Annotated in this window: 21 protein-coding genes; 9 read left to right on the forward strand and 12 right to left on the reverse strand. The window is 38.7% G+C overall.

The window, feature by feature from the left end; translation table 11 throughout:
• Positions 1-41: 41 nt before the first annotated feature.
• The 3 genes from C9J38_RS04680 to C9J38_RS04690 all read right to left on the reverse strand — a co-directional run bounded on the left by C9J38_RS04680 (position 42) and on the right by C9J38_RS04690 (position 3,125).
• Positions 42-1,916 carry an MFS transporter gene (locus tag C9J38_RS04680; RefSeq protein WP_107206081.1) on the reverse strand — a complete coding sequence of 625 codons (1,875 nt, stop codon included), beginning with the start codon at positions 1,914-1,916 and terminating at the stop codon, positions 42-44.
• A 17-nt stretch (positions 1,917-1,933) separates the two neighbouring features.
• Positions 1,934-2,527: a TetR/AcrR family transcriptional regulator gene (locus tag C9J38_RS04685; RefSeq protein WP_107206082.1), complete on the reverse strand. Its 594-nt coding sequence runs from the start codon at positions 2,525-2,527 to the stop codon at positions 1,934-1,936.
• 193 nt (positions 2,528-2,720) lie between these two features.
• A complete protein-coding gene (locus C9J38_RS04690) occupies positions 2,721-3,125 on the reverse strand; it encodes an NINE protein (RefSeq protein WP_107206083.1) in 405 nt (134 codons plus the stop codon).
• A gap of 299 nt (positions 3,126-3,424) precedes the next feature.
• Between C9J38_RS04690 and C9J38_RS04695 the strand changes: the two genes are divergently transcribed.
• Together C9J38_RS04695 and C9J38_RS04700 are read left to right on the forward strand one after the other, a co-directional pair.
• Entirely contained in the window at positions 3,425-4,297 is an 873-nt protein-coding gene (locus C9J38_RS04695; RefSeq protein ID WP_199187027.1) for a Tim44 domain-containing protein, read from the forward strand.
• A gap of 251 nt (positions 4,298-4,548) precedes the next feature.
• Complete coding sequence (locus tag C9J38_RS04700) at positions 4,549-4,794, forward strand: TIGR02647 family protein (RefSeq protein WP_107206085.1); 246 nt, start codon at positions 4,549-4,551, stop codon at positions 4,792-4,794.
• A gap of 26 nt (positions 4,795-4,820) precedes the next feature.
• Here C9J38_RS04700 and C9J38_RS04705 read toward each other — a convergent pair whose 3' ends face one another.
• Positions 4,821-5,069: a zinc/iron-chelating domain-containing protein gene (locus tag C9J38_RS04705; RefSeq protein WP_006646428.1), complete on the reverse strand. Its 249-nt coding sequence runs from the start codon at positions 5,067-5,069 to the stop codon at positions 4,821-4,823.
• Positions 5,070-5,334: 265 nt separating this feature from the next.
• Between C9J38_RS04705 and C9J38_RS04710 the strand changes: the two genes are divergently transcribed.
• A complete protein-coding gene (locus tag C9J38_RS04710) occupies positions 5,335-5,772 on the forward strand; it encodes a YcgN family cysteine cluster protein (protein WP_080896326.1) in 438 nt (145 codons plus the stop codon).
• A gap of 64 nt (positions 5,773-5,836) precedes the next feature.
• On the opposite strand, the gene C9J38_RS04715 is transcribed toward C9J38_RS04710, so the two are convergent.
• From C9J38_RS04715 to C9J38_RS04725, 3 genes are all read right to left on the reverse strand, one after another.
• Positions 5,837-6,820, reverse strand: coding sequence for an MBL fold metallo-hydrolase (locus tag C9J38_RS04715; protein ID WP_107206086.1), 984 nt, complete (start codon positions 6,818-6,820; stop codon positions 5,837-5,839).
• A 435-nt stretch (positions 6,821-7,255) separates the two neighbouring features.
• Positions 7,256-8,197 (reverse strand): tRNA dihydrouridine(16) synthase DusC, encoded by a 942-nt coding sequence (gene dusC, locus C9J38_RS04720; protein WP_107206087.1) that lies wholly within the window; start codon positions 8,195-8,197, stop codon positions 7,256-7,258.
• A 79-nt stretch (positions 8,198-8,276) separates the two neighbouring features.
• Positions 8,277-8,954 (reverse strand): NAD(P)H-binding protein, encoded by a 678-nt coding sequence (locus C9J38_RS04725; RefSeq protein ID WP_107206088.1) that lies wholly within the window; start codon positions 8,952-8,954, stop codon positions 8,277-8,279.
• Positions 8,955-9,198: 244 nt separating this feature from the next.
• Between C9J38_RS04725 and C9J38_RS04730 the strand changes: the two genes are divergently transcribed.
• Positions 9,199-9,852, forward strand: coding sequence for an SEC-C metal-binding domain-containing protein (locus C9J38_RS04730; protein WP_107206089.1), 654 nt, complete (start codon positions 9,199-9,201; stop codon positions 9,850-9,852).
• Positions 9,852-10,259: a (deoxy)nucleoside triphosphate pyrophosphohydrolase gene (locus C9J38_RS04735; RefSeq protein WP_107206090.1), complete on the forward strand. Its 408-nt coding sequence runs from the start codon at positions 9,852-9,854 to the stop codon at positions 10,257-10,259. The genes C9J38_RS04730 and C9J38_RS04735 overlap by 1 nt, the downstream gene beginning before the upstream one ends.
• 69 nt (positions 10,260-10,328) lie before the next feature.
• Here C9J38_RS04735 and dsbB read toward each other — a convergent pair whose 3' ends face one another.
• Complete coding sequence (gene dsbB, locus C9J38_RS04740; RefSeq protein ID WP_107206465.1) at positions 10,329-10,844, reverse strand: disulfide bond formation protein DsbB; 516 nt, start codon at positions 10,842-10,844, stop codon at positions 10,329-10,331.
• Positions 10,845-10,988: 144 nt separating this feature from the next.
• Complete coding sequence (gene nhaB / locus C9J38_RS04745) at positions 10,989-12,575, reverse strand: Na(+)/H(+) antiporter NhaB (protein WP_107206091.1); 1,587 nt, start codon at positions 12,573-12,575, stop codon at positions 10,989-10,991.
• Positions 12,576-13,096: 521 nt separating this feature from the next.
• Here nhaB and fadR point away from each other — a divergent pair.
• The 4 genes from fadR (at position 13,097) to C9J38_RS04765 (ending at position 16,229) form a co-directional block, all read left to right on the forward strand.
• Entirely contained in the window at positions 13,097-13,948 is an 852-nt protein-coding gene (gene fadR / locus C9J38_RS04750) for a fatty acid metabolism transcriptional regulator FadR (protein WP_045084018.1), read from the forward strand.
• A 191-nt stretch (positions 13,949-14,139) separates the two neighbouring features.
• The gene (locus C9J38_RS04755; protein ID WP_233218469.1) at positions 14,140-14,832 is read left to right on the forward strand and encodes a winged helix-turn-helix domain-containing protein; all 693 of its coding nucleotides are present in this window, start codon (positions 14,140-14,142) and stop codon (positions 14,830-14,832) included.
• Positions 14,833-15,068: 236 nt separating this feature from the next.
• Positions 15,069-15,470 (forward strand): hypothetical protein, encoded by a 402-nt coding sequence (locus C9J38_RS04760; protein WP_233217659.1) that lies wholly within the window; start codon positions 15,069-15,071, stop codon positions 15,468-15,470.
• A gap of 147 nt (positions 15,471-15,617) precedes the next feature.
• Complete coding sequence (locus tag C9J38_RS04765) at positions 15,618-16,229, forward strand: outer membrane protein (protein WP_107206093.1); 612 nt, start codon at positions 15,618-15,620, stop codon at positions 16,227-16,229.
• 80 nt (positions 16,230-16,309) lie between these two features.
• On the opposite strand, the gene C9J38_RS04770 is transcribed toward C9J38_RS04765, so the two are convergent.
• The 3 genes from C9J38_RS04770 to C9J38_RS04780 form a co-directional block, all read right to left on the reverse strand.
• Positions 16,310-17,839, reverse strand: a complete 1,530-nt coding sequence (locus C9J38_RS04770) for a SpoVR family protein (RefSeq protein ID WP_107206094.1) — start codon at positions 17,837-17,839, stop codon at positions 16,310-16,312.
• 93 nt (positions 17,840-17,932) lie between these two features.
• On the reverse strand, positions 17,933-19,204 hold the full coding sequence (locus tag C9J38_RS04775; RefSeq protein WP_105059723.1) for a YeaH/YhbH family protein: 1,272 nt from the start codon (positions 19,202-19,204) through the stop codon (positions 17,933-17,935).
• 29 nt (positions 19,205-19,233) lie between these two features.
• Positions 19,234-21,168, reverse strand: coding sequence for a PrkA family serine protein kinase (locus C9J38_RS04780; protein WP_107206095.1), 1,935 nt, complete (start codon positions 21,166-21,168; stop codon positions 19,234-19,236).
• Positions 21,169-21,332: the final 164 nt, after the last annotated feature.

Consider the following 21,332-nt stretch of genomic DNA (forward strand, 5'->3'; position numbering starts at 1 on the left):
TTTTAATCTATTTGTTAGTTAGAACCTAACAAAGAAGAGCACTATTTTCTATCGCCCCGTAATTGCGTTACTTGTTGATATAACAATTGGCTATTTGCCTCTTGGGAAGATAGACACTCCCCAGCGACGATAGTGACTTGTGACCAGAAACGTTTTGGCCATTTTAATAAAGCAACGCCACCCTCTCGACTAAAATAACTTCCCCATAGCCCCTGCAGTGCCACAGGGATCACCGTGACATTCGAACGTTTAATGATTAAATCAATGCCACGCATAAACGGGGCTATTTCGCCATCAAAGGTGAGCTGTCCTTCTGGAAAAACACAAACAATATCGCCATTATCCAAATGTTCTGACACTTTTGAAAAAGCATTACGAATAGATGTACGGTCATTCGCATCGACAGGAATTGCCTTACATGCTTTACAGAAGGATTTGACCAATGGCAGGTTATAAATATCACGGTCCATCAAAAAGCGGATAGGGCGTGGGCAGCTGCCTGCTAACAATAAAGCATCCATGTAGCTGACATGATTACAGACAAGTAACACACCACCTTGTTCAGGAATATTATTCAAATTCTGTTTTTTTACACGATACATCGTATGAGTGATCATCCAAACCACAAAGCGCCAAAAAAAATCAGGGGCTTGGAAGTAGATATAGACAACAACTAATGAATTCACCGCCGCTAAGATTAAGAAGAACTCTGGAATGGAAAGCTTTAAAACAGATAAGAAGACAATGGCTGAAATAGCACTGACAACCATAAACACAGCATTCCATATATTATTTGCTGCAATAATTTGTGCACGTTCATCTTCTTTAGAGCGCTGCTGCATTAAGGCATAAAGCGGAACAATAAAAATACCGCCAGCAATACCGAGTAAAAGCAATGACGCAAAGATTGGCCATAGGCTTGGTGCCGTCATAAACGCCATTAGGCTCTGAGTTTGCACTGTAGTTGCTGGGGCGAGGAAATATAAACCTGAACCAAATAACGTGATCCCTAAACTACCAATAGGCACTATTCCTGGGTCTATACGGTGTTGAGATAAGCGATCACAACACATTGAGCCAATAGCAATACCAATAGAAAATAGCATCAGTAAGAAAGAGACCGAAGCGGCATTACCACCGAGGCTGATTTTTGCATAATTAGGGAATTGGGTGAGATAGCAAGCCCCTAAAAACCAAAACCAACTAATCCCCATAATACATTGGAAAATCGTTTTATCTTGTCGTGCAATAGCCATGGTTGAACGAGTTTGTTTAATCGGTTGCCACTTAAAGGTTGTTTTCTTTACCGTAGGTGGCGCGCTCGGAATAGCAAGAGATGTGAGATAGCCTAATATCGCAAAAATGATCACGGCTCCTGCAGCAATATAGTGAGCGTTATGGCTGTCGGCAATAAAACCTGCGAGCAATGTGCCAAGTAAAATAGCTAAAAAGGTCCCTGTTTCAACCAAAGCGTTACCTGATATTAACTCTTCTGATTTTAAGTGCTGGGGAAGTAAGGCATATTTTGCAGGCCCGAAGAAAGCCGATTGGGTTCCCATCAAAAAGAGCAACACCAGAAGAGCGGAATAACTGTGATAGAAAAAGGCTATTGCAGCAAGGCTCATTATCACAATTTCAGCGAGTTTAACTCGGCGCATGATCATTGCTTTATCGTATTGATCGGCAATAACACCAGCAGAGGCTGAAAATAAAAAGAAAGGTAAAATAAATAACCCAGCGGCAATGTTAATCAGTAAATTAGCACTCAGTGGAAGGGTATCAACAGAAGCGTAAGCGATCAGGATTAATAATATATTTTTGTAAACATTATCATTAAATGCCCCAAGTGCCTGCGTTAAAAAATACGGTAAGAAACGCCGTTTGGTTAGAAGACTCGATTGGGGCTTTGTGGTCATTTACGCTATCTCTATTACTAATTCCACTTATTTAGATAAGTATTTAAAAGGTTATCAATAAGTGCTTTGCCGTCAACAGGCGTCGAGGTAAATAGCTTATCATCAACAGTCAGTAGTGTAATACCGTGAACACCAGCCCAAATAACACGGCTTGTTTCCAGTACTTCTTCTTTAGACATGTTACTGCTAACTTGACCAATCAATGATTCCAACATGCCCGTCATGTTATTGATTCGATCTGATTGCCATTCTGGTAAATCTTCACCATTCATGGTGTGTTGGAAGATTAACTGCCAGCGGTATGGATGAGCAATTGCAAAGTCGAGATAACAATATGCGAGACTACGAAGTGCCTGCTCTGGATTGGTTGCACCTGTTAAACACGTCTGTGCTTCTTGAGATAATTCATCAAGTGTTTGGGCAACTGCGTGTAGTAACAGTAAATTATAGTTACCGAATACATTCACTAATGTACTTGGAACATAGCCAATCATAGCGGCGACTTTACGTAAACTTAGCTCATGGTGAGGGTGCTCATTGAGAAAGTTTTTTACCTGCTCCAGTGTCATGCTTACCAACTCTTCACGAGTATGGTCATTTCTTCTTGCCATGGGTATTACTCTTTGATGTGTTTGCTTATCGTATTTTAAAAACTAACGTTATTAATTATAGAACGGTGTTCAATATTGTTATTTAATCGAAACCATAGTTGTTAGGAATTCGATGCCAGAACAAGTTGTGACAATTTATTTCTAAAGATTGGAAATGATATCTTGTCACAACAAAAATCACCAATACTAAACGCTATACAGTTTTATTCTTGGTATTTTCTAAAGATACTTGATCGTTTAACGTCCAAAAATCGATAAGAATACCTATTAGGAAGAACCCAAAGGTACAAAGATAAAGTATCCCTGTGATCCATTTACCCATGTACATGCGGTGGACGCCAAACACGCCAAGAAAAGTGAGCAGTAGCCAAGCGATATTATAATCAATCTCACCACTAGCAAAACGCAAGTCAGACTCTCTGTTCATTGATGGAATTAAGAACAAGTCAATTAACCAGCCAATACCGCATAGACCTAAGGTTAAAAACCAAATAGTCCCTGTTACAGGTTTGCCATAATAAAAGCGGTGAGCGCCCGTAAAGCCGAATATCCAGAGTAGATAACCAATGATTTTGCTGTGAGTGTTATTCTCTTGCATAAAAATATCCATGTTAGTGTTGAAAATATCGTAAGATAAAAAACAACAAAGACTTAACGTGTGATTACTTATAAAAGACCACTTTTGATGGGGAAAGTGCCATAAAAAGAAGAACATTTTTATAAGTCGTTTAAATAAAAAACAGTATACAAAAATATTTAGGCGCTGTATTTAAGAATGATGAGATTATCACCGATAAATGTTAAGAAATAGTAACAATTTCGCGACGGCTTTGAATTGACATTCTCCGTTATATGGCTACGATGCATACAGGACATGGATAAGGTACTTCAACAATGATGAAACGCTTTTTTACCGTATTTGCTTTAGTGTTTGTGGTCGCATTGTCGGCACCGCATGCTGAAGCAAAGAAATTCGGTGGTGGCAAGTCGTTTGGTAAAAGTTTTAAAACTGCGCCAATGAAAAAACAACAGCCACAACAAACAGATACTATTCGTAAACAAAACTCACCTGCGTCATCGAGCAAGAAAGGCTTAATGGGCGGTCTATTAGGTGGCTTACTTGCAGGTGGCTTACTCGCTGCTTTCTTTGGTGGTTCATTTGATGGTATCCAGTTTATGGATATTCTCATTATCGGTGTGATTGCATTTGTATTGTTTAAATTATTTAAAGCAATGCGTGCAAATAAAGGCACTCCGATGGGGCATCGTGAATCTTATGCAGGAAACTCTCCTCGACAGCAGCCACAACAAGCACAACAGCAATATCGTCAAGCGACAGGTTCGCAATCTCAACCACAAAATGGTGGTTTTGAGTCAACCGATAGTGATGTGCCATTTAATTTGCCGCCTAACTTTAATATGAATGCATTTTTAAGTGGTTCTCGCGATCACTATCGCATTATTCAAGGTGCATGGAATCATAACGAATTAGCGAAAATCAAAGAGTACGTATCACCTGCGTTATTTGCTGATTTACAAGCTGAACGTGCTAAACTTTCAGGTGAGCAACACACCGAAGTGATGTACGTTGATGCTGAACTTGTACGTGCAGACTATGACGCAAATTCAGCACAGCTAAGTATTAAGTTCTCTGGTCGTTATAAAGATACCCAAGAAGGGATTGAAGAAGATATTAATGATGTATGGCATTTAGAGCGAGATTTAAAAACGCCAAATGCACCATGGTTAATTGTCGGTATTCAAGCTTAATTTAAAAGCCGCTTTTATTAGCGGCTTTTTTATATCTCTCAACAGGTTAGGGCGTTTTTTGTACAATTGTAAACATCCGAAAAAAGAGTTCTAAAATTATGAGCGCGATCGCATTTCACTGATATAAAGATCGTAAGATGTTGATCTTGGCACCTAGTTTTATCACCAGTAACCGCTAGTATTAACTCATGATATTAAATAGGTCAGTCGTTAGACATTGAGATCTAAATAGAGACTAATAAGAGGTCGTTATGCCATACACTCAAGATATTGTTGAAGAAATGAATCTATTAGTGAAATTCCCTATTCATAGCAACATGGAAGGGGTAAAAGTTCATAGTGATGCAAATCCAGCATTGGTTTCAGCTGCTCAACGTTTATATGCGAAAGGATTGGTTACTCAACTGGATGGTGGTTATTTAACACATACTGGTCATCAGGTGGCGGAAAGCGCAAAAATTGCGTTACGTATTCTGACGGGGAAAACGACAGAATAACGCCGTCGCAAGATAGTGAGCATTGATCAAGTCATTTGCTCTAATTCTGTAATTATCGTTAAAGCTTGCTCATTGGTTTTTCCACAAATATCAGGGCAAGCTTTAAAGTGGTGGCATACAGCAGGGCGTTCAGCTTTGCCAAAAAGTTTACATAAATTTTGCTCATTGAGTTGAACGCAAGGGACACCTGCAGGCTTGCCGTTGGGCATTCCTGGTATGCTTGATGAGATACTTGGAGCTATACAGCAGGCACCACAGCCAAGACGACATTCCATCAATCACTCTCTTCATTGTTTAAATTGGCTGCGCAAATTACCACTCCTTATTCATAAGATCAAAATTAAAGAACTATTTCAGCGATATATTTACTTTATTTCTATAAATAATAATAGCTCTCATTTCGATGCTGTTGTTGATTAATAGGTAATTTAAATTTGCAGTTTACCGTCAGGATCGCTATAAACACCGCGCTATAATAAAATAGTAAATGGTAATTTAGCGCTGTTATAAAGCGCGTAACGTGAATTCGGTGTAGGTATCATGACGCATTTTTGGCAAGAAAAAGACTTAGCAACAATGACCGATCAGGAGTGGGAATCACTTTGTGACGGTTGTGGTAAGTGCTGTCTGCATAAGCTTATTGATGATGATACAGATGATATCTATTACACCAATGTGGCATGCAGTTTATTAGATAATAAAACATGTTCTTGTAAAGATTATCCTAATCGTTTTGAATCCGGAGAAGAATGCCTAAAGTTGACTCGTGATCGTATTGATGAGTTTGTTTGGCTTCCTGAAACGTGTGCATACCGTTTATTAGCAGAAGGAAAACCATTACCTGAGTGGCATCCACTGCTCACTGGTTCAAAAGAAGCGATGCATAAAGCCAACGAATCGGTACGCGACAAGATTGTGTACGAAATTGATGTGATTGATTGGGAAGATCACATCACAAACCACCCCTTACGTCGTTGATTTTAAAGATATATATTAAAGGCTCGTTAGATAACGAGCCTTTTTTGTTTATTTTTATAATCATTTAAAGCAGTGTTCTATCGCCTTGCTCAGTGAAAATAAAATTAACGCCTAGTTTATTATCTGCATTGAGTTCTTGTTCGATAACGGTTTGTGGATTCGTGCCTTTCTTTAAGCTGTGTTTAATGTGTGTGATGATCACATTAAGATCTTTTAATGGTTGTTCACCACCAACATAGCTTGCCAATGAATCTAATTCTGCGAGTAACCATTTTGGTGTTAAGTGACCAAATAGTAATTTATCTGGTGTGCTATTGCTAAAAGAAGTCTCAATGAAGATCCCTTTTAGTTTCTTTTGCTGAATATACGGTGCAATCTGTTGCCAAATAGTATCTAACGCCGTGCTTTTTTCGACCGCGTCAGGACCAGTATCCCCTAAATAAATGACCACTTCGTTGGCGACATTTTTAAATAAGAATGCGGTAGATTCTGCGCCTGAATGACTTAATGGAAAGGCTTTTACTTTTAATTCGGTATTGGCAACGGGTAACCACTGGTTGATAGTCAGTGGTGCTAACTCATATTTGCCGAGTTTAAAGCCTTCACCTTGGCTCGTAAAATTAGGCCATGCCTTCCAATTAAAATAATCTTGGCTGATAGTTTGATGAACAGACGGAAGGGCATAAATAGGTTTATTGCTGTCATCTGGCGAAGCAATAATAAGTCCTGCAATATGATCAAGGTGGGCATGACTAATAAAGTAGCCCTGAATTTTCTGGGTTAGGATATAACCTTCTTGGGTGTAAGGGCTGGATATCGGTGCCATCATGTCATTGAATGCATCTTTATTGGTCGCAGCGATAAGCCCATTGACAATGCTACCAGCATCTAAGGTTATGTAATTGTTGTCAGTGTTTGATTTCAGCATAAATGCGGTCAGGTTGCCGTCTTGGATCCCACCTTTAGCGCCAAGTGTAATAACATCAAACCCAGCAAAACTGAATGATGAATAGCAACACAGTGCAGCCATAATTAAATGTTTGTTCATAAAAATCCATACTGATAAGAAATGGTTTTAGTGCTGATAAACGCTAAAACGTAACTTGAAAGAGTCCTAATACAGCGAGATATATACAAAATACACGGTTGGGAGCAAAGTAATTTTTATAAGAAGTGAGAGATAGCTGAAATAAAATATAGTCTAATAAATAAGTATGCTAATTAGGCTGATTAGTGAGGAAATGATTACAACGTGTTAAAGGAATTGCATTGACGAGGATCGTCAGTTTATAGCCTTTTCTTAAACTATTTAATACGTTGTGCAGAGGTGCGATGTGTAAAACCGTCAAGTTGAACGGCATGGCCTGCCATTTATGCACAAGTGTGAAGAATGGGGAGTATTCAATGATGGTGGAAGGTAAAAGAAGACAGCCTAATTAGGTTGGGCTGTCCATTGATGCTACTGCTACTGCTACTGCTACTGCTACTGCTGCTGCGCGCGCTGAAGCACTTCGATGATGGGGGTAGCTTTATTTAAGGCGCGAATATCGGTAAATAATAATTTCGCTTGGGGGTACTCATGACGTAGGTAAGAGAACCATTGCTTTACCCTATTAGGGTAGTAAAGCCCTTTATCTCCTTTGATCTCAAATTGAGAGTAAGTTAATAATAAAGAGAGTACTTCTTCCCAACTCATATGCGCTTGGTTATGTTTTACGACATTGCCTAAATTTGGCAAATTAAGCGCGCCGCGACAGACCATTAATGCATCTGTATTGGTGGCAGATAGGCATGCTTGACCATCCTGATAATTCCAGACTTCGCCATTAGCAATAATTGGGATAGTGACACTTTGTTTAAGCTGCTTAATATAATCCCATTTAATCGTCTCTGCACGGTAACCATCTTCTTTAGTACGCGCATGGACCACCATTTCATCTGCGCCGGCTTGGGCAATAGCATCTGCAATTTCAAAACATTGGGCAGGATCATCCCAGCCTAAACGTACTTTTGCCGTTAAAGGCTTAATGGGATTGACAGCAGCGCGACAAGCTTTAACTATTTGATAAATACGCTCTGGCTCTTTTAGCAAAACAGCACCACCACGACTTTTATTGACCGCTTTTGCTGGACAACCAAAGTTAATATCAACACCAGCAGAGCCTAGTGAACATGCACGCTGCGCATTTTCAGCCATCCAGTTAGGATCTTGTCCTAAAATTTGTACCCGCACAGGGGTACCTGAGCGTGTTTTTCCACCTTGACGTAACTCGGGACATAGACGATAGAAAACACTGCTAGGCAATAGGCTATCAATGACACGGACAAATTCAGTGACACAAAGATCGTAGTCATTAATTTCAGTCAGCATCTCACGCATTAAATGGTCTAAGACGCCTTCCATCGGGCCTAAAATAACTCGCATAGTGGTTATAGCTCTGCTCGGTAATTACATATAAGGGGCAAGATTCTAGTGCGAGAGGGTTAATTTGTCACCATTGATTTTAAATAGTGCGGAGTTGATGACCCGAAACAATGGTTTTTTGCTCAAGTTGATGTTGTTGACAAGATAGCGCCATTTTCACCATGCTACGTGCCACGCACTCAGCTGGTATTGGGGAGAAATGCTTTAGGGGACCGACAACCAATGGATTGATCACATCAAACACGTGTTGTAATAATTGCTCGTCAGTACGCATTTCACTGCGCTCACCTTTTAAAGGGCCTGGTCGAATAAAAATACAGTGTTCAAATCCCATCTTAGTGATTGCTTGCTCCATTTTTCCTTTGCAGCGTAAGTAGTGGGAAGGAGAGCGGCTTGATGCACCAAGACTGGATACGACAATAATGTGTCTAACGCCCAGATTTTTCATTGTGGTGGCGACATCTTTTACCAAATCGAGATCAACTGCTGCAAGTGCCGATTTACTGCCCGCCTTACGTTTTGTCGTACCTAAACAAATGAAGCCATATTGCGGCTGAGGCGTTTCGTGCTCCCAGTTATTTATTCGAAGGAGCGGATCAATGATTTGGTGTAATTTACTGCTGTGAAACGGTAAATCACGACGAGACAGAGCATAAATATGTTTAAATTTTTTATTGGCAAGTAACTGGTGTAAGAGTTCATCTCCAACTAAACCACTCGCGCCAGCAATGATTGCATTTAAATCGTGATTATCCATGGCTATTCCCATCGCATAGATTATAAATGATGACATTTATCTGTAATTAAACAGAATATATGTTTAATTTCGCTGAACTGCATCAAATATCAAGTAATTAGCATAATAAATTTTTAATCAGCACGACTTACATTGTTATCAGAAACAATCAATATTGCGATTTATTCTACTCAATAAGTGATGATATGAAGTTAAAGGATGAGTTCAGGTATAATGGCGATAGAAACTTTTATTGGAAATTATCATGAATACATTAATGACACTCCCAACTGGCTGGGATGGCATGTCTGCTCCTTTTATTGAAGGCGCGTTATTTGCTGCAAATGCAAACCCGAAACCTATGGAGCCAGAGATTTGGTTACCTGTGTTATTAACTGGTGTTGTCACAGAAGATAATGATATAGCGCTTTCAGAAACCGATAAAGTTGCCGTATTAAACCACTTTGAAATGCAGTATCGCACAGTAAAAGCGGGTGAATACCAATTACCGGTAGAGCTTAAATGGCAAGAAAGTGGTGATACAAATGAGGCACTTTCACAGTTTGCTCAAGGCTTTTTAGCTGTTTGGTATTACATTGAACCAAACTGGGAAGAGATGTCGATTTCAGATGGCACAATGCGTATGTTATCAGCATTACTGACAACGCTAATGTTATGTGTTGATGAAGCGGGTACTCTGGAACAAATGGAGCAAGCGGGCGTAACAGGAATGCCTGCACCAAGTGAGCTTTATTCGCAACTACCATTGATGCTAACTGAAGTAATGATGGCTGCGGATCAACTTCAAATTGGCGCAGGAGCACAAGCGATTAACCCTTATAAAAATATTGGTCGTAATGATCCTTGCCCATGTGATAGCGGTAAGAAATTCAAACAGTGCTGCGGTAAGTCACATTAATGCAAAAGCTTAAAACAATCGTTGTTGTTGCGGGAGTGATTGAGAAAGAAGGTAAGTACCTACTTGCTCAGCGATTAGATAATGCGAGCCAAGGTGGTTTATGGGAATTTCCTGGCGGTAAAGTTGAAGTGGGGGAATTACCAGAGTACGCATTAGAGCGTGAGCTTATGGAAGAGTTAGCGATCACGACTAAAACACAACAATGGTTGGCTGATAGCGTGTTTGATTACGGTGATAAAATCATTGAATTAAAAGGTTATTTAACTCGATGGTGTGAAGGCGATATTGTATTAAATACGCATCAAGCAATGGTATGGGTGAGTTTAAACGAATTTAAACGTTATCCATTATGTCCTGCTGATTACCCTATTCTAACCGCCTTAGAACAACATGTATTAACGAAGTAACGACTAACAAAAAAGCGAAGCCTAAATTGTTAGTCTTCGCTTTTTCTGTCTTATTTATTCGCTTCGAACTTAAGCTGATTTCTTACCGAAGAGCTGCGCGATAACCATGACAGCCCAAACAATGAGGTTTCCAGCAAAAATAACAACCAACCATTGTGGCATCGTAAGTGTTAAGAAATGCCAAACAATTTTTGCACAATCACCGTATGCTTCAAACATCCAAGGAGCCCAATGATTTATTGGCGCCCAGCTTGGAAATCGGACGAATAAATCACAGGTTGCAAATGGTGATGGGTTTAACTGAAAACCCACATGTTGATAGGCCAATACAACACCACGGTATGCACAATATCCCCAACCGGCTAAACCAATCCAACGGAAAAAGGCATTTTGAGGGGCGAGAAGACCAACAAGAGCGGCAAAACCGATCCCCATCATCGCGACACGTTCATAAACACACATCACACACGGTGCAAGGTTCATTACATGTTGAAAGAATAGGGCACAACCTTCAAAGGTAACAATAGAAAGAAGTAGTAGCAGCCATGCTAAACGTGATTTTGAAAAGGTATTGAGGTATTGCATCATCGATACTCTACGTACTAATTAAGATAAAAGAAAACCCTGAACTATCAGGGTTTTCATATACGTTATGACACTAATCTAACACCAATATTCAATCATAGCTTTATAGAGAAGTAAATCATCTGTCAATTTCGCTATTGTGAATTAGTGAGCAAGTGCAGGTATTGTTGCGGCAGCTGATGATGCATCAGTGATCCAGCCCATGGTATAGAACCAATCTGTCATAGGAACTAGCATTAGCTCAATGCCGGCTAAACCTACGGATGCAAGAACAATAGTGTAAGGTAACGCCATGTATACCATACGACCGTAAGAAAGACGGATAAGTGGTGCAATAGCAGAGGTTAAAGCAAACAGGAATGCCGCTTGACCATTTGGCGTTGCTACTGATGGTAAGTTAGTACCTGTATTGATAGCAACGGCTAACATATCAAACTGACTACGGTTAATAACACCGTTTGTTAGCGCGGTTTTTACTTCGTTAATATATACCGTACCAACGAATACATTGTCTGAAACCATCGATAGCAAGCCATTCGCAATGTAGAACATAGTAAGCTGTGAACTACCTTCAAGGCTTAACACCCAATGAATAATAGGTGCGAATAGCTGTTGATCAATGATGACTGCAACGACAGAGAAGAACACAGCAAGTAGTGCGGTAAAGGGCAGTGCTTCTTCAAATGCTTTACCCAAAGCGTGCTCTTCGGTGATCCCAGTAAACGATGTTGCCAAAATAATAACGGTTAAACCGATTAAACCCACCGCAGCCAAGTGCATTGCAAGGCCGATAATTAACCATACTGCTATTGCCGCTTGAATAATCAATTTCGCGTAGTCAAGGTTAGTACGTGATTTACGTTCTTCATTATCAAAGTCGACTAAGATTTGGCGAACATTTTCAGGTAATTCAGCACCATAGCCACAAATTTTAAATTTCTCAACCAGTGCACAGGTTAACAAGCCACAGAAAAAGACAGGGACAGTAACGGGCGCCATACGAATAATAAACTCACCAAAATCCCATCCGGCTTGATCGGCAATAATTAAGTTTTGTGGTTCACCCACCATTGTCATTACGCCACCTAGCGCGGTACCTACACCAGCATGCATTAGCAAACTACGTAGGAAAGCGCGGTAGTTTTCTAAGTCATCGCGGCTGAGCTCTGGAACGTGATTATCATTGGTATGATCATGATTAGAATGAGGATCTTGCCCTGAAGCAACCTTATGATAAATGCTGTAGAAACCTACCGTTACACTGATAACAACCGCAATAACGGTTAGAGCATCAAGGAAAGCGGAAAGAAAAGCGGCCATCACACAAAAAGCGAGAGAAAGTAAAATTTTAGAGCGGATGCCGATTAATATTTTAGTAAACATGAACAACAAAAGCTGTTTCATGAAGTAGATACCCGCGACCATAAAGACCAGTAAGAGTAAAACTTCAATATTTGCAACAAGTTCATGTTTTACTTGATCTGGGCTTGTCATTCCAATAGCAACAGCTTCTATTGCCAATAACCCACCAGGTTGTAATGGGTAACACTTTAATGCCATTGCGAGAGTAAAGATGAATTCAATTACTAACAACCAGCCAGCAACAAACGGATCAATAAGAAAAAAGACAATAGGGTTAATGATCAAAAAAGTAATGATTGCAATTTTGTACCAGTCAGGTGCCTTACCCAAAAAATTTTTGATAAAGGCATTCCCTAGCGATATAGCCATGTGTTGGATCTCTTTATTATTAGCGCAAAATAGTATGGATCTGATGTTGGCTAAATGCCTTGATTGATCAATCAGCAGGGTAATCAGTCGCTTCTTGCAAAAGATTAATGGTCGAGATTGAGGTATCAAAGTTAAACAAGAATATGGTTCTCGGATGTTTTAACTTTCTTAGGCAGCAGCTTCCATTCGCTCCCAGTTCATCTTTATATAACTCTACCGTTTAAGAGGTATTAGTCAATAAGTTAAACAATAATGCAATTATTTCGTTACATTTTCATCTTGAAATGGGAGTTGAATATGTCAGTGTTATAAACCGCACAGTATACAGAAAATATGACTGGAATTGTTAGATGCATTCAAATTCCCTTTTTTTTAGTGATCAGTTTAACAATATCGTTGTATTTTTATACTTCTCTTTCATGTTCATGTCAGAGTTAATAGTGAGGTTTCTTCTAATAAGAAACTAGTGGTATGATGAGTGCAATTATAAAAGTGCATGAAGCGAACTGGATTTTACTTAGATGGTCATTAAGGCAGATAGCCCAGCGACATTTGCTGAGAAATATATTATTGAAAGCATTTGGAATAATCACTTTCCTCAGGGGTCGATTCTTCCTGCTGAGCGTGAACTTTCAGAGTTAATTGGCGTAACTCGAACAACATTACGTGAAGTATTGCAGCGTTTAGCACGTGATGGATGGTTAACCATCCAACATGGTAAGCCAACACGTGTTAATAACTACATGGATACTTCAGGTTTAAATATCCTTGATACCTTAGTGACACTAGATGGGCAGGATGTTCAACGAGTATTAACCGATCTTCTTGCTGCTCGAACTGACATTAGTAGCGTATTTATGCGTTATGCTGTAAGAGGTAATGCAGAAGAATCAAGTCTTCTAATTCAGCATGTCATTGACTCAGTTGAAAGACTTCGAAAAGCATCAAGCTTTGCTGAGTTTATTGAAAACAGCGATGATCGTATTGATCTTATTCAAGAAGTTAAAAAAATCGTAGATAAATACGGCAAAGATGATCCACAGCTTTGTGAAGAAATTTGTTTAGCTCGTGCGTTCAACTATTATGATTATCGTCTATTCCAAGGTATGGCGGGTAAGTCTGGTAATACACTTTATGTTTTAACTATTAATGGCTTACGTAAAATTTATACGCGTGTTGGTGGTTATTATTTTATGAAGCCAGAAGCATGTGAATTAGCATTAAACTTCTACCGCGACATGAAATCATACTGTGATGAAAATAAACCAGAGCTAGTTGCTGATCGTATTCGTTTATATGGACGTGAAAGTGGTGCGATCTGGTATAGTCACCGTGTTGAAATTTCAAAATATATGTACGAAGAAGAGCAATAATTTAAAATTACTGCGGCGAATATTAGACCAAGTGTTAAGCACTTGGTTTTTTTATGCCTGTATTTCTGCTGTTTAAATCAGCATCTTGATGTAAATAGGAATGCTTGAAGGTGAATAACTTGATTGTAAGTTGATTGTATAGTTAGCATAACTAATAATTAAGGATTAATTATGTTAATAAAATGGTCAGTATGGCAAGCAGTGAAGTGTACCGAATTGGTTCCGTAACCTACGACAGTTCCACACGAACTCTTACTCATGACAATGGACAGACAGAGTATTTTACGCCTCGTGTGAGTGATGTATTTTTACTTTTACTGGCGCACCAAGGAAAATGTGTAGAAAAAGAGTTTTTATTATCTCAGTGTTGGGGAGATACGATTGTATCTGAGCAGGCCTTAACGAATGTGATTTCTAAACTTAGAAAAGTATTAGCCAATCATGCTTTAGAGATGATTACGATCACAACCGTCAGTAAATCAGGGTATTTACTTGAAATAAAAGAAAAAAGTTTTATAACTCAATGCCACCAAGAAAGTTGCGATATTACACCTGAACCAGTTTCAGAGGATGATGCTATCGAGAAAGGTGATGATAAGATTAAAGAAATAAAACTGTCATTCTATGCTCATAAACGTTTTTTTTATTTGCTACTTTTTCTGACTGTTGTGTTAGTAAGCATATTTATTTATACAAATAATAAAATACATTCATTACCGTATTTTATTGATACTAAAAATTATAGTAATGAACTCAGTATTGGTAGTAATAATATATATTTCAATAATATCGATAAATATAAGGTTGATAAAGTTTTCTTTATTAAAGATATAAAGAAAGGTGTTTCATCAATATGTGACTCTAAGGTTTTTATACAATTTTAGTATAATACGAGAATAGCGAACAATACGGCAGTCGTAGTGTTTATAATTACATCAGATGGTAGAACATTTAATTTTAGAATGTCAAAATTTATTAATGGTAGATTTTCTAAACAGTTAAATGACTATTTGAAGAGTAAAAAAGTAGTATGTTGAAGTATATTAATGCAGTATTAATGGTCGTTTTTTTTCTCCTTATATTAGGTCTTTGTTACTTATTTACAAATAAAGATAATTTAGTGTCAACGACATGGGTATGCGACCAAATAAAGTCGGGGTTTATATCAAAATCTTATACTAAATATAGTCATATATCTGAAAGTATGATCTTAACATTTAGCTCTAAAAGAAGCTTTTTGATTAATGAATTTATACAAGCTCAGGAAGGGGATGATGAGTATAAGCTGATGGAGCTTTATTATGAAGGCGACTATATACAAACGAGAGAACATTTAACCTTGAATTTTAATCGTGTTAGAATTTTAAAAGAACATGATGATCCTAATTTAAATAGAGCCTATAAAGATTATGAAGGCTACAGCATCTATTATCGCTATAAGAGAATAGATAATAGATTGTATTTTTTCACTGATAGCAAAAATGAAGCGTTTGATATGGTTTGTTATACCGACAAGCAGTAACCAATTTAAATGTATCATTATGATTTTGTTTGTTTTTTATGTTGATTTATTTTTAGTGTAGTTAAGGTTTGGTTTTCGTTTGTTTTTTTTATACATGATTTACTAAGCTGGGCACCTCTTTTGTAAAGCAGTTTAAAACGTAAAAATATGAAAAAATTATTATTAGTGACACTTATTGGCACACTAACTTCATCTTATGCTTCAGCATCTGAAAACCCATCTAATAAATATAATGGTTTTTATATTGGTGCTGGTGTGGGTACTACTGATTTTCATTATGATAAATCACTTACAAACAGTTTTGAAAATAACCACGAAATTGGTTATTCAAATAAAGCTGATGGTGAAAGTTATAAACTAATTACGGGTTATCAGTTTAACCGCGTAGTTGCTTTAGAAGCGCAATACACGACCTATGGTGATATTAAAAATACATTAGAAGTAAAAGGTCACAAGTTCACTGGTAAAACAGAGCATCAATCTTTCAGCCTAGCTGCAAACTTGGGTTATACCTTTGATAATGGTTTACGCCCTTTTGCTCTTGTTGGTTTAGGTCAAATCTCTGTTAAAGAGCCTGGATTTAAAGATGATGGTGGTTTAATTCGTTTAGGTGCGGGTTTCGAGTATCAAATTAAACAAGCACCAGGTTTAGGTATTCGAACAGCTTATGAAGCAGACTTCTATACACTTGAAGCGACGAATAAAGATTATGATATGTCTGTTGGCTCTTGGTACTTAGGCGCAACCTATAAGTTTTAATTACTAATTTACTCTAATAAATAAAACGCCACTGAAATTAAAGATTTCAGTGGCGTTGTTTTTAACGAGAGATAGAAAATTTAAATCTCAGTATTATATTGTGTCTTAATTGGACAAGTCGCAATGATTTGGGTACGTCCGTCCGGTAATTCTTCTTCTAATGTAACATCAAATCCCCAAAGTCGATGAAGATGTTTAATTACTTCTTTATGGCTATCACCAAGTGGGATCCGATTATGGGGAATATAGCGTAGTGTTAATGAGCGATCACCGCGCAAAGCAACATCCCAGACTTGAATATTGGGTTCATTATTACTGAGGTTATATTGTGAAGAGAGTTTTTCTCTTATCGCACGATAACCTTCTTCATTATGTATAGCGCTCACTTCAACATAGTTATGACGATCATCATCATTTACTGCAAAAAGTTTAAAATCTCGCATAACTTTAGGTGAAAGAAACTGGCTAATAAAACTTTCGTCTTTAAAATTTTCCATCGCAAAATGTAGGGTATCAAGCCAATTAGATCCTGCTATATCAGGAAACCAATGCTTATCCTCTTCTGTAGGATTTTCACATATTCGACGTATATCTTGAAACATAGCAAACCCTAAAGCATAAGGGTTTATACCACTGTAATAGGGGCTGTTATATTCAGGCTGGGCAACAACATTAGTGTGACTATGGAGAAATTCCATAATGAAACGCTCAGTCACCAAGCCTTCATCATAGAGGTGATTAAGAATCGTGTAGTGCCAAAATGTCGCCCAGCCTTCATTCATAACCTGAGTTTGTTTTTGAGGATAAAAATATTGGCTTATCTTACGTACTATCCGGACTAATTCACGTTGCCAAGGTTCAAGCAACGGAGCGTGCTTTTCGAAGAAATAGAGAATATTTTCCTGTGGCTCAGAAGGAAATCGTGTTTCTTCAATCACGGTTTCTTTTTCGGCTTGAACAGGAATGGTGCGCCATAGCGAATTAACTTGTGATTGAAGGTAATCTTCACGGGCTTTTTGACGCGCCTTTTCTTCGACTAATGAAATTTTTTGTGGGCGTTTGTAACGATCCACACCGTAGTTCATTAATGCATGGCAGGAATCAATGAGCTTTTCGACGTCATTGACGCCGTATTTCTCCTCACATTCAGTAATGTACTTTCGAGCAAAGAGAAGATAATCGATGATTGAACTTGCATCAGTCCATGTTTTAAACAGGTAATTACCTTTAAAAAATGAATTATGACCATAGCAGGCATGTGCCATTACTAAGGCTTGCATTGTGATGGTGTTTTCTTCCATTAAATAAGCGATGCAAGGGTTCGAATTGATAACGATCTCATAAGCGAGTCCCATTTGCCCATGCTTATAGCCTCGCTCGGTTTCGATAAAACGTTTACCAAAAGACCAATGATGATAATTGATGGGCATACCAATGCTTGAATAGGCATCCATCATTTGTTCGGCAGTAATGATCTCAATTTGGTTCGGATAGGCATCTAGGCGATAGTGCTCTGCAACTCGCTTGATCTCGACATGGTATTGTTCTAATAAGTCGAAGGTCCAATCCGGTCCATCGCTGAGTGTTTTTGTTTTTGTCTTTGTATTCATGACTAAGATCCCCTTAAAGCGCGTGATACCGGCCAGAAAGAGTAGCGATATTGTTTCAATATCGCTGACTATCGTTTAGTAAGCTTTCAAATATTAACTTACTTGTTTTTTAAATAGCTCTCTAAATACTGGGAAAATATCATCTACAGTCCGTATGTTTTGCATCGCAAAATTATCATGGCTGTTATGTAGCGCTTCATACTCACGCCATAATGTTTGATGTGCTCGTCGTGTGATTTCTATGTATGAGTAATAACGTGAAAATGGCAATATATGCTTATCTAATAGCTCTCGACAACCGGGTGAGTCATCAGCCCAGTTATCGCCATCAGAAGCTTGAGCCGCATAAATATTCCACTCTTCAGGACGATATCGGTCTTTTACAATATCATTCATCATACGTAGTGCGCTTGAAACAATGGTGCCGCCAGTTTCCTGTGAATAGAAAAATTCGTGTTCATCCACTTCTTTTGCTTGGGTATGGTGGCGAATAAAAACAACATCCACATTTTTATAGGTACGGTTTAAAAAGAGATAAAGCAAAATATAAAAACGTTTAGCAATATCTTTTGTGGCTTGATCCATCGAGCCTGATACATCCATCAAACAAAACATCACCGCTTGACTTGATGGTTGCGGTCGGCGTTCATAATTTTTATAGCGAAGATCAAAGGTATCAATAAATGGTGTTCTATTTATTTTTTGTTTCAATGACTCGATTTCTTGCTTTATCCTTTCTTCTTCAAAAGGTTGTGCAGGTTCAGTGTTAAATAATAAAGTGAGCGCTTGCTCTAAATCACGCAGTTTTCTTCTTTTTCCTGCGGTCATTGCGGTACGTCTTGCTAATGAATTTTGCAAGGTTTTCACAATGGCAATATTTGCGGGAACACCTTGTGATTTATAGCCTGAACGGAAGGTTTTCCACTCGACTATTTTGTTCATTTGGTTTTTTTGTAAATTAGGTAATTCAAGATCTTCAAATAAAAGATCAAGATATTCATCTTTAGATATTTGGAAAACAAACTCATCATTGCCTTCGCCATCAGGACTTGCATCTCCTTTACCAGCCCCACCTTGACCAGCGCCACCTGGCGGTCGCTCGATACGATCACCGGGTGTGAATTGGTCGTTGCCAGGGTGGACAACATCACGTTGTCCACCTTTACCTTGATGAAAGCTAGGTTCTCGGATATCACGAGATGGGATAGTGATATCTTCACCACTATCAACATCCGTGATCGAGCGTTTATTTACCGCATCAGCAATAGATTCTTTTATTTGCTGCTTATGGCGGCGTAAAAAGCGCTGGCGATTAACCGTACTTTTATTTTTACCATTGAGCCTGCGGTCGATAAAATATGCCATAGCTCCCCCTTATTTCATTTGCAGCTGGTTTACGACGATTTACGTACGCGTAAATACCATTCAGACAATAAGCGTACTTGCTTGCGGGTATAGCCTTTTTCCATCATACGAGCGACGAAATCATCATGTTTCTTTTGCTCATCTGTTGATGTTTTTGCATTAAATGAAATAACAGGAAGTAGCTCTTCAGTATTTGAGAACATCTTCTTCTCTATGACTGTTCTGAGTTTCTCATAGCTGGTCCAGTTGGGGTTTTTGCCTGCATTGTTTGCTCTAGCACGTAAAACGAAGTTAACAATTTCATTTCGGAAATCTTTAGGGTTACTGATCCCCGCTGGTTTCTCTATTTTCTCTAATTCGTTATTAAGTGCTTCGCGATTAAAGAGCTGTCCAGTTTCAGGATCACGGTACTCTTGGTCTTGAATCCAGAAGTCGGCGTAGCTGACATAGCGGTCAAAAATGTTTTGACCATATTCGGAGTAAGATTCGAGATAAGCGGTTTGGATCTCTTTACCAATGAACTCGACATACTTCGGTGTGAGGAAGCCTTTTAAGTGCTCAAGGTATTTTTCAGCAATGTCTTGTGGAAATTGTTCACGTTCAATTTGCTGCTCAAGCACGTAAAACAAGTGAACAGGGTTTGCTGCAACTTCTGAATGATCGAAGTTAAAGACCCGCGATAAAATCTTAAAGGCGAAACGAGTTGATAACCCATTCATACCTTCATCGACACCTGCGTAATCGCGATATTCTTGGTACGATTTTGCTTTTGGATCGGTATCTTTTAGTGTTTCACCGTCATAGACTCGCATTTTTGAATACACACTTGAGTTTTCAGGCTCTTTCAAGCGAGACAGAACGGTGAATCGAGCAAGGATCTCAAGCGTACTTGGTGAGCAAGGCGCGGCTGATAGCTCACTATTTTCAAGTAGTTTTTGGTAGATTTTTATTTCTTCAGAAACCCGTAAACAATAAGGGACCTTGACGATATAAACACGATCTAAGAAAGCCTCATTCGTTTTGTTATTTCTAAAGGTTTGCCATTCTGACTCATTAGAGTGAGCAAGGATCATTCCATCGAAAGGTAATGCGGATAACCCTTCAGTACCGTTGTAGTTACCCTCTTGTGTTGCGGTAAGAAGTGGGTGAAGTACTTTTAACGGCGCTTTAAACATCTCAACAAACTCCATTAAGCCTTGGTTAGCTTTACATAGAGCACCTGAATAACTATAAGCATCAGGATCGTCTTGAGAATAATGTTCAAGTTGACGTATATCTACCTTACCAACTAGCGATGAAATATCTTGGTTATTTTCATCTCCCGGTTCAGTTTTTGCGATACCGACTTGGTCAAGGATGGACGGACGCACTTTCACCACTTTAAATTGTGTAATATCGCCACCAAATTCATGGAGTCGTTTTGCCGCCCACGGTGACATGATGGTATTTAAATAGCGTGATGGAATATTGTATTCATTGGCAAGTAGATCACCATCTTCTGATTTATCAAATAAACTGAAAGGGTGATCATTAACTGGGCTACGCTCACCATTTGCCGTTAGAATATAAATAGGCATTTTCTGCATTAAGCTTTTTAATTTTTCTGCTAGCGACGATTTACCACCGCCGACAGGGCCTAATAAATAAAGAATTTGCTTACGCTCTTCAAGCCCTTGGGCTGCATGTTTGAGGTAAGAGACGATTTGTTCTATCGCATCTTCCATACCGTAGAAGTCTTCAAACGTTTTATAACGAGAGATGACCCGATTAGAGAAGAGACGGCTAAGATATGGGTCTTGTGCGGTATCAATCATTTCTGGTTCGCCAATCGCCATCAATAGACGCTCTGCGGCGTTGACGTAGGCGCTGCGATCGTTACGACAAATATCAAGGAATTCTTGTAATGAAAGTTCTTCGTCCTTGGATTCTTCATAGCGATGACGATAGTGGTCAAAAATACTCATGGTATGCCCCCTGAATCGTTCTTTGATCATTTAGACAGGACGAAAATCAACCTCTTTTGCATCCCTTACTGTAAGCCTAGACCGAACTAATCAATTTGCTGTACTGAGTTAATGATTTCTAAATAAAAAATAGCTTGTGATAACGGTTTAAAACTGGATGTTTT

The organism is Photobacterium sp. GB-210 (assembly GCF_003026075.1).
GTDB lineage: Bacteria > Pseudomonadota > Gammaproteobacteria > Enterobacterales > Vibrionaceae > Photobacterium.

What these genes read in the sequence shown, in the direction of transcription:
- dsbB (WP_107206465.1), bottom strand. Translation starts at nt 10,844, where the DNA reads ATGCAATACCTCAATACCTTTTCAAAATCACGTTTAGCATGGCTGCTA.
- C9J38_RS04780 (WP_107206095.1), bottom strand. Translation starts at nt 21,168, where the DNA reads ATGAGTATTTTTGACCACTATCGTCATCGCTATGAAGAATCCAAGGAC.
- C9J38_RS04755 (WP_233218469.1), top strand. Translation starts at nt 14,140, where the DNA reads ATGGCAAGCAGTGAAGTGTACCGAATTGGTTCCGTAACCTACGACAGT.
- C9J38_RS04690 (WP_107206083.1), bottom strand. Translation starts at nt 3,125, where the DNA reads ATGCAAGAGAATAACACTCACAGCAAAATCATTGGTTATCTACTCTGG.
- dusC (WP_107206087.1), bottom strand. Translation starts at nt 8,197, where the DNA reads ATGCGAGTTATTTTAGGCCCGATGGAAGGCGTCTTAGACCATTTAATG.
- C9J38_RS04695 (WP_199187027.1), top strand. Translation starts at nt 3,425, where the DNA reads ATGAAACGCTTTTTTACCGTATTTGCTTTAGTGTTTGTGGTCGCATTG.
- C9J38_RS04705 (WP_006646428.1), bottom strand. Translation starts at nt 5,069, where the DNA reads ATGGAATGTCGTCTTGGCTGTGGTGCCTGCTGTATAGCTCCAAGTATC.
- C9J38_RS04730 (WP_107206089.1), top strand. Translation starts at nt 9,199, where the DNA reads ATGAATACATTAATGACACTCCCAACTGGCTGGGATGGCATGTCTGCT.
- C9J38_RS04715 (WP_107206086.1), bottom strand. Translation starts at nt 6,820, where the DNA reads ATGAACAAACATTTAATTATGGCTGCACTGTGTTGCTATTCATCATTC.
- C9J38_RS04725 (WP_107206088.1), bottom strand. Translation starts at nt 8,954, where the DNA reads ATGGATAATCACGATTTAAATGCAATCATTGCTGGCGCGAGTGGTTTA.
- C9J38_RS04710 (WP_080896326.1), top strand. Translation starts at nt 5,335, where the DNA reads ATGACGCATTTTTGGCAAGAAAAAGACTTAGCAACAATGACCGATCAG.
- C9J38_RS04685 (WP_107206082.1), bottom strand. Translation starts at nt 2,527, where the DNA reads ATGGCAAGAAGAAATGACCATACTCGTGAAGAGTTGGTAAGCATGACA.
- C9J38_RS04770 (WP_107206094.1), bottom strand. Translation starts at nt 17,839, where the DNA reads ATGAATACAAAGACAAAAACAAAAACACTCAGCGATGGACCGGATTGG.
- fadR (WP_045084018.1), top strand. Translation starts at nt 13,097, where the DNA reads ATGGTCATTAAGGCAGATAGCCCAGCGACATTTGCTGAGAAATATATT.
- C9J38_RS04765 (WP_107206093.1), top strand. Translation starts at nt 15,618, where the DNA reads ATGAAAAAATTATTATTAGTGACACTTATTGGCACACTAACTTCATCT.
- C9J38_RS04680 (WP_107206081.1), bottom strand. Translation starts at nt 1,916, where the DNA reads ATGACCACAAAGCCCCAATCGAGTCTTCTAACCAAACGGCGTTTCTTA.
- C9J38_RS04700 (WP_107206085.1), top strand. Translation starts at nt 4,549, where the DNA reads ATGCCATACACTCAAGATATTGTTGAAGAAATGAATCTATTAGTGAAA.
- C9J38_RS04775 (WP_105059723.1), bottom strand. Translation starts at nt 19,204, where the DNA reads ATGGCATATTTTATCGACCGCAGGCTCAATGGTAAAAATAAAAGTACG.
- C9J38_RS04735 (WP_107206090.1), top strand. Translation starts at nt 9,852, where the DNA reads ATGCAAAAGCTTAAAACAATCGTTGTTGTTGCGGGAGTGATTGAGAAA.
- nhaB (WP_107206091.1), bottom strand. Translation starts at nt 12,575, where the DNA reads ATGGCTATATCGCTAGGGAATGCCTTTATCAAAAATTTTTTGGGTAAG.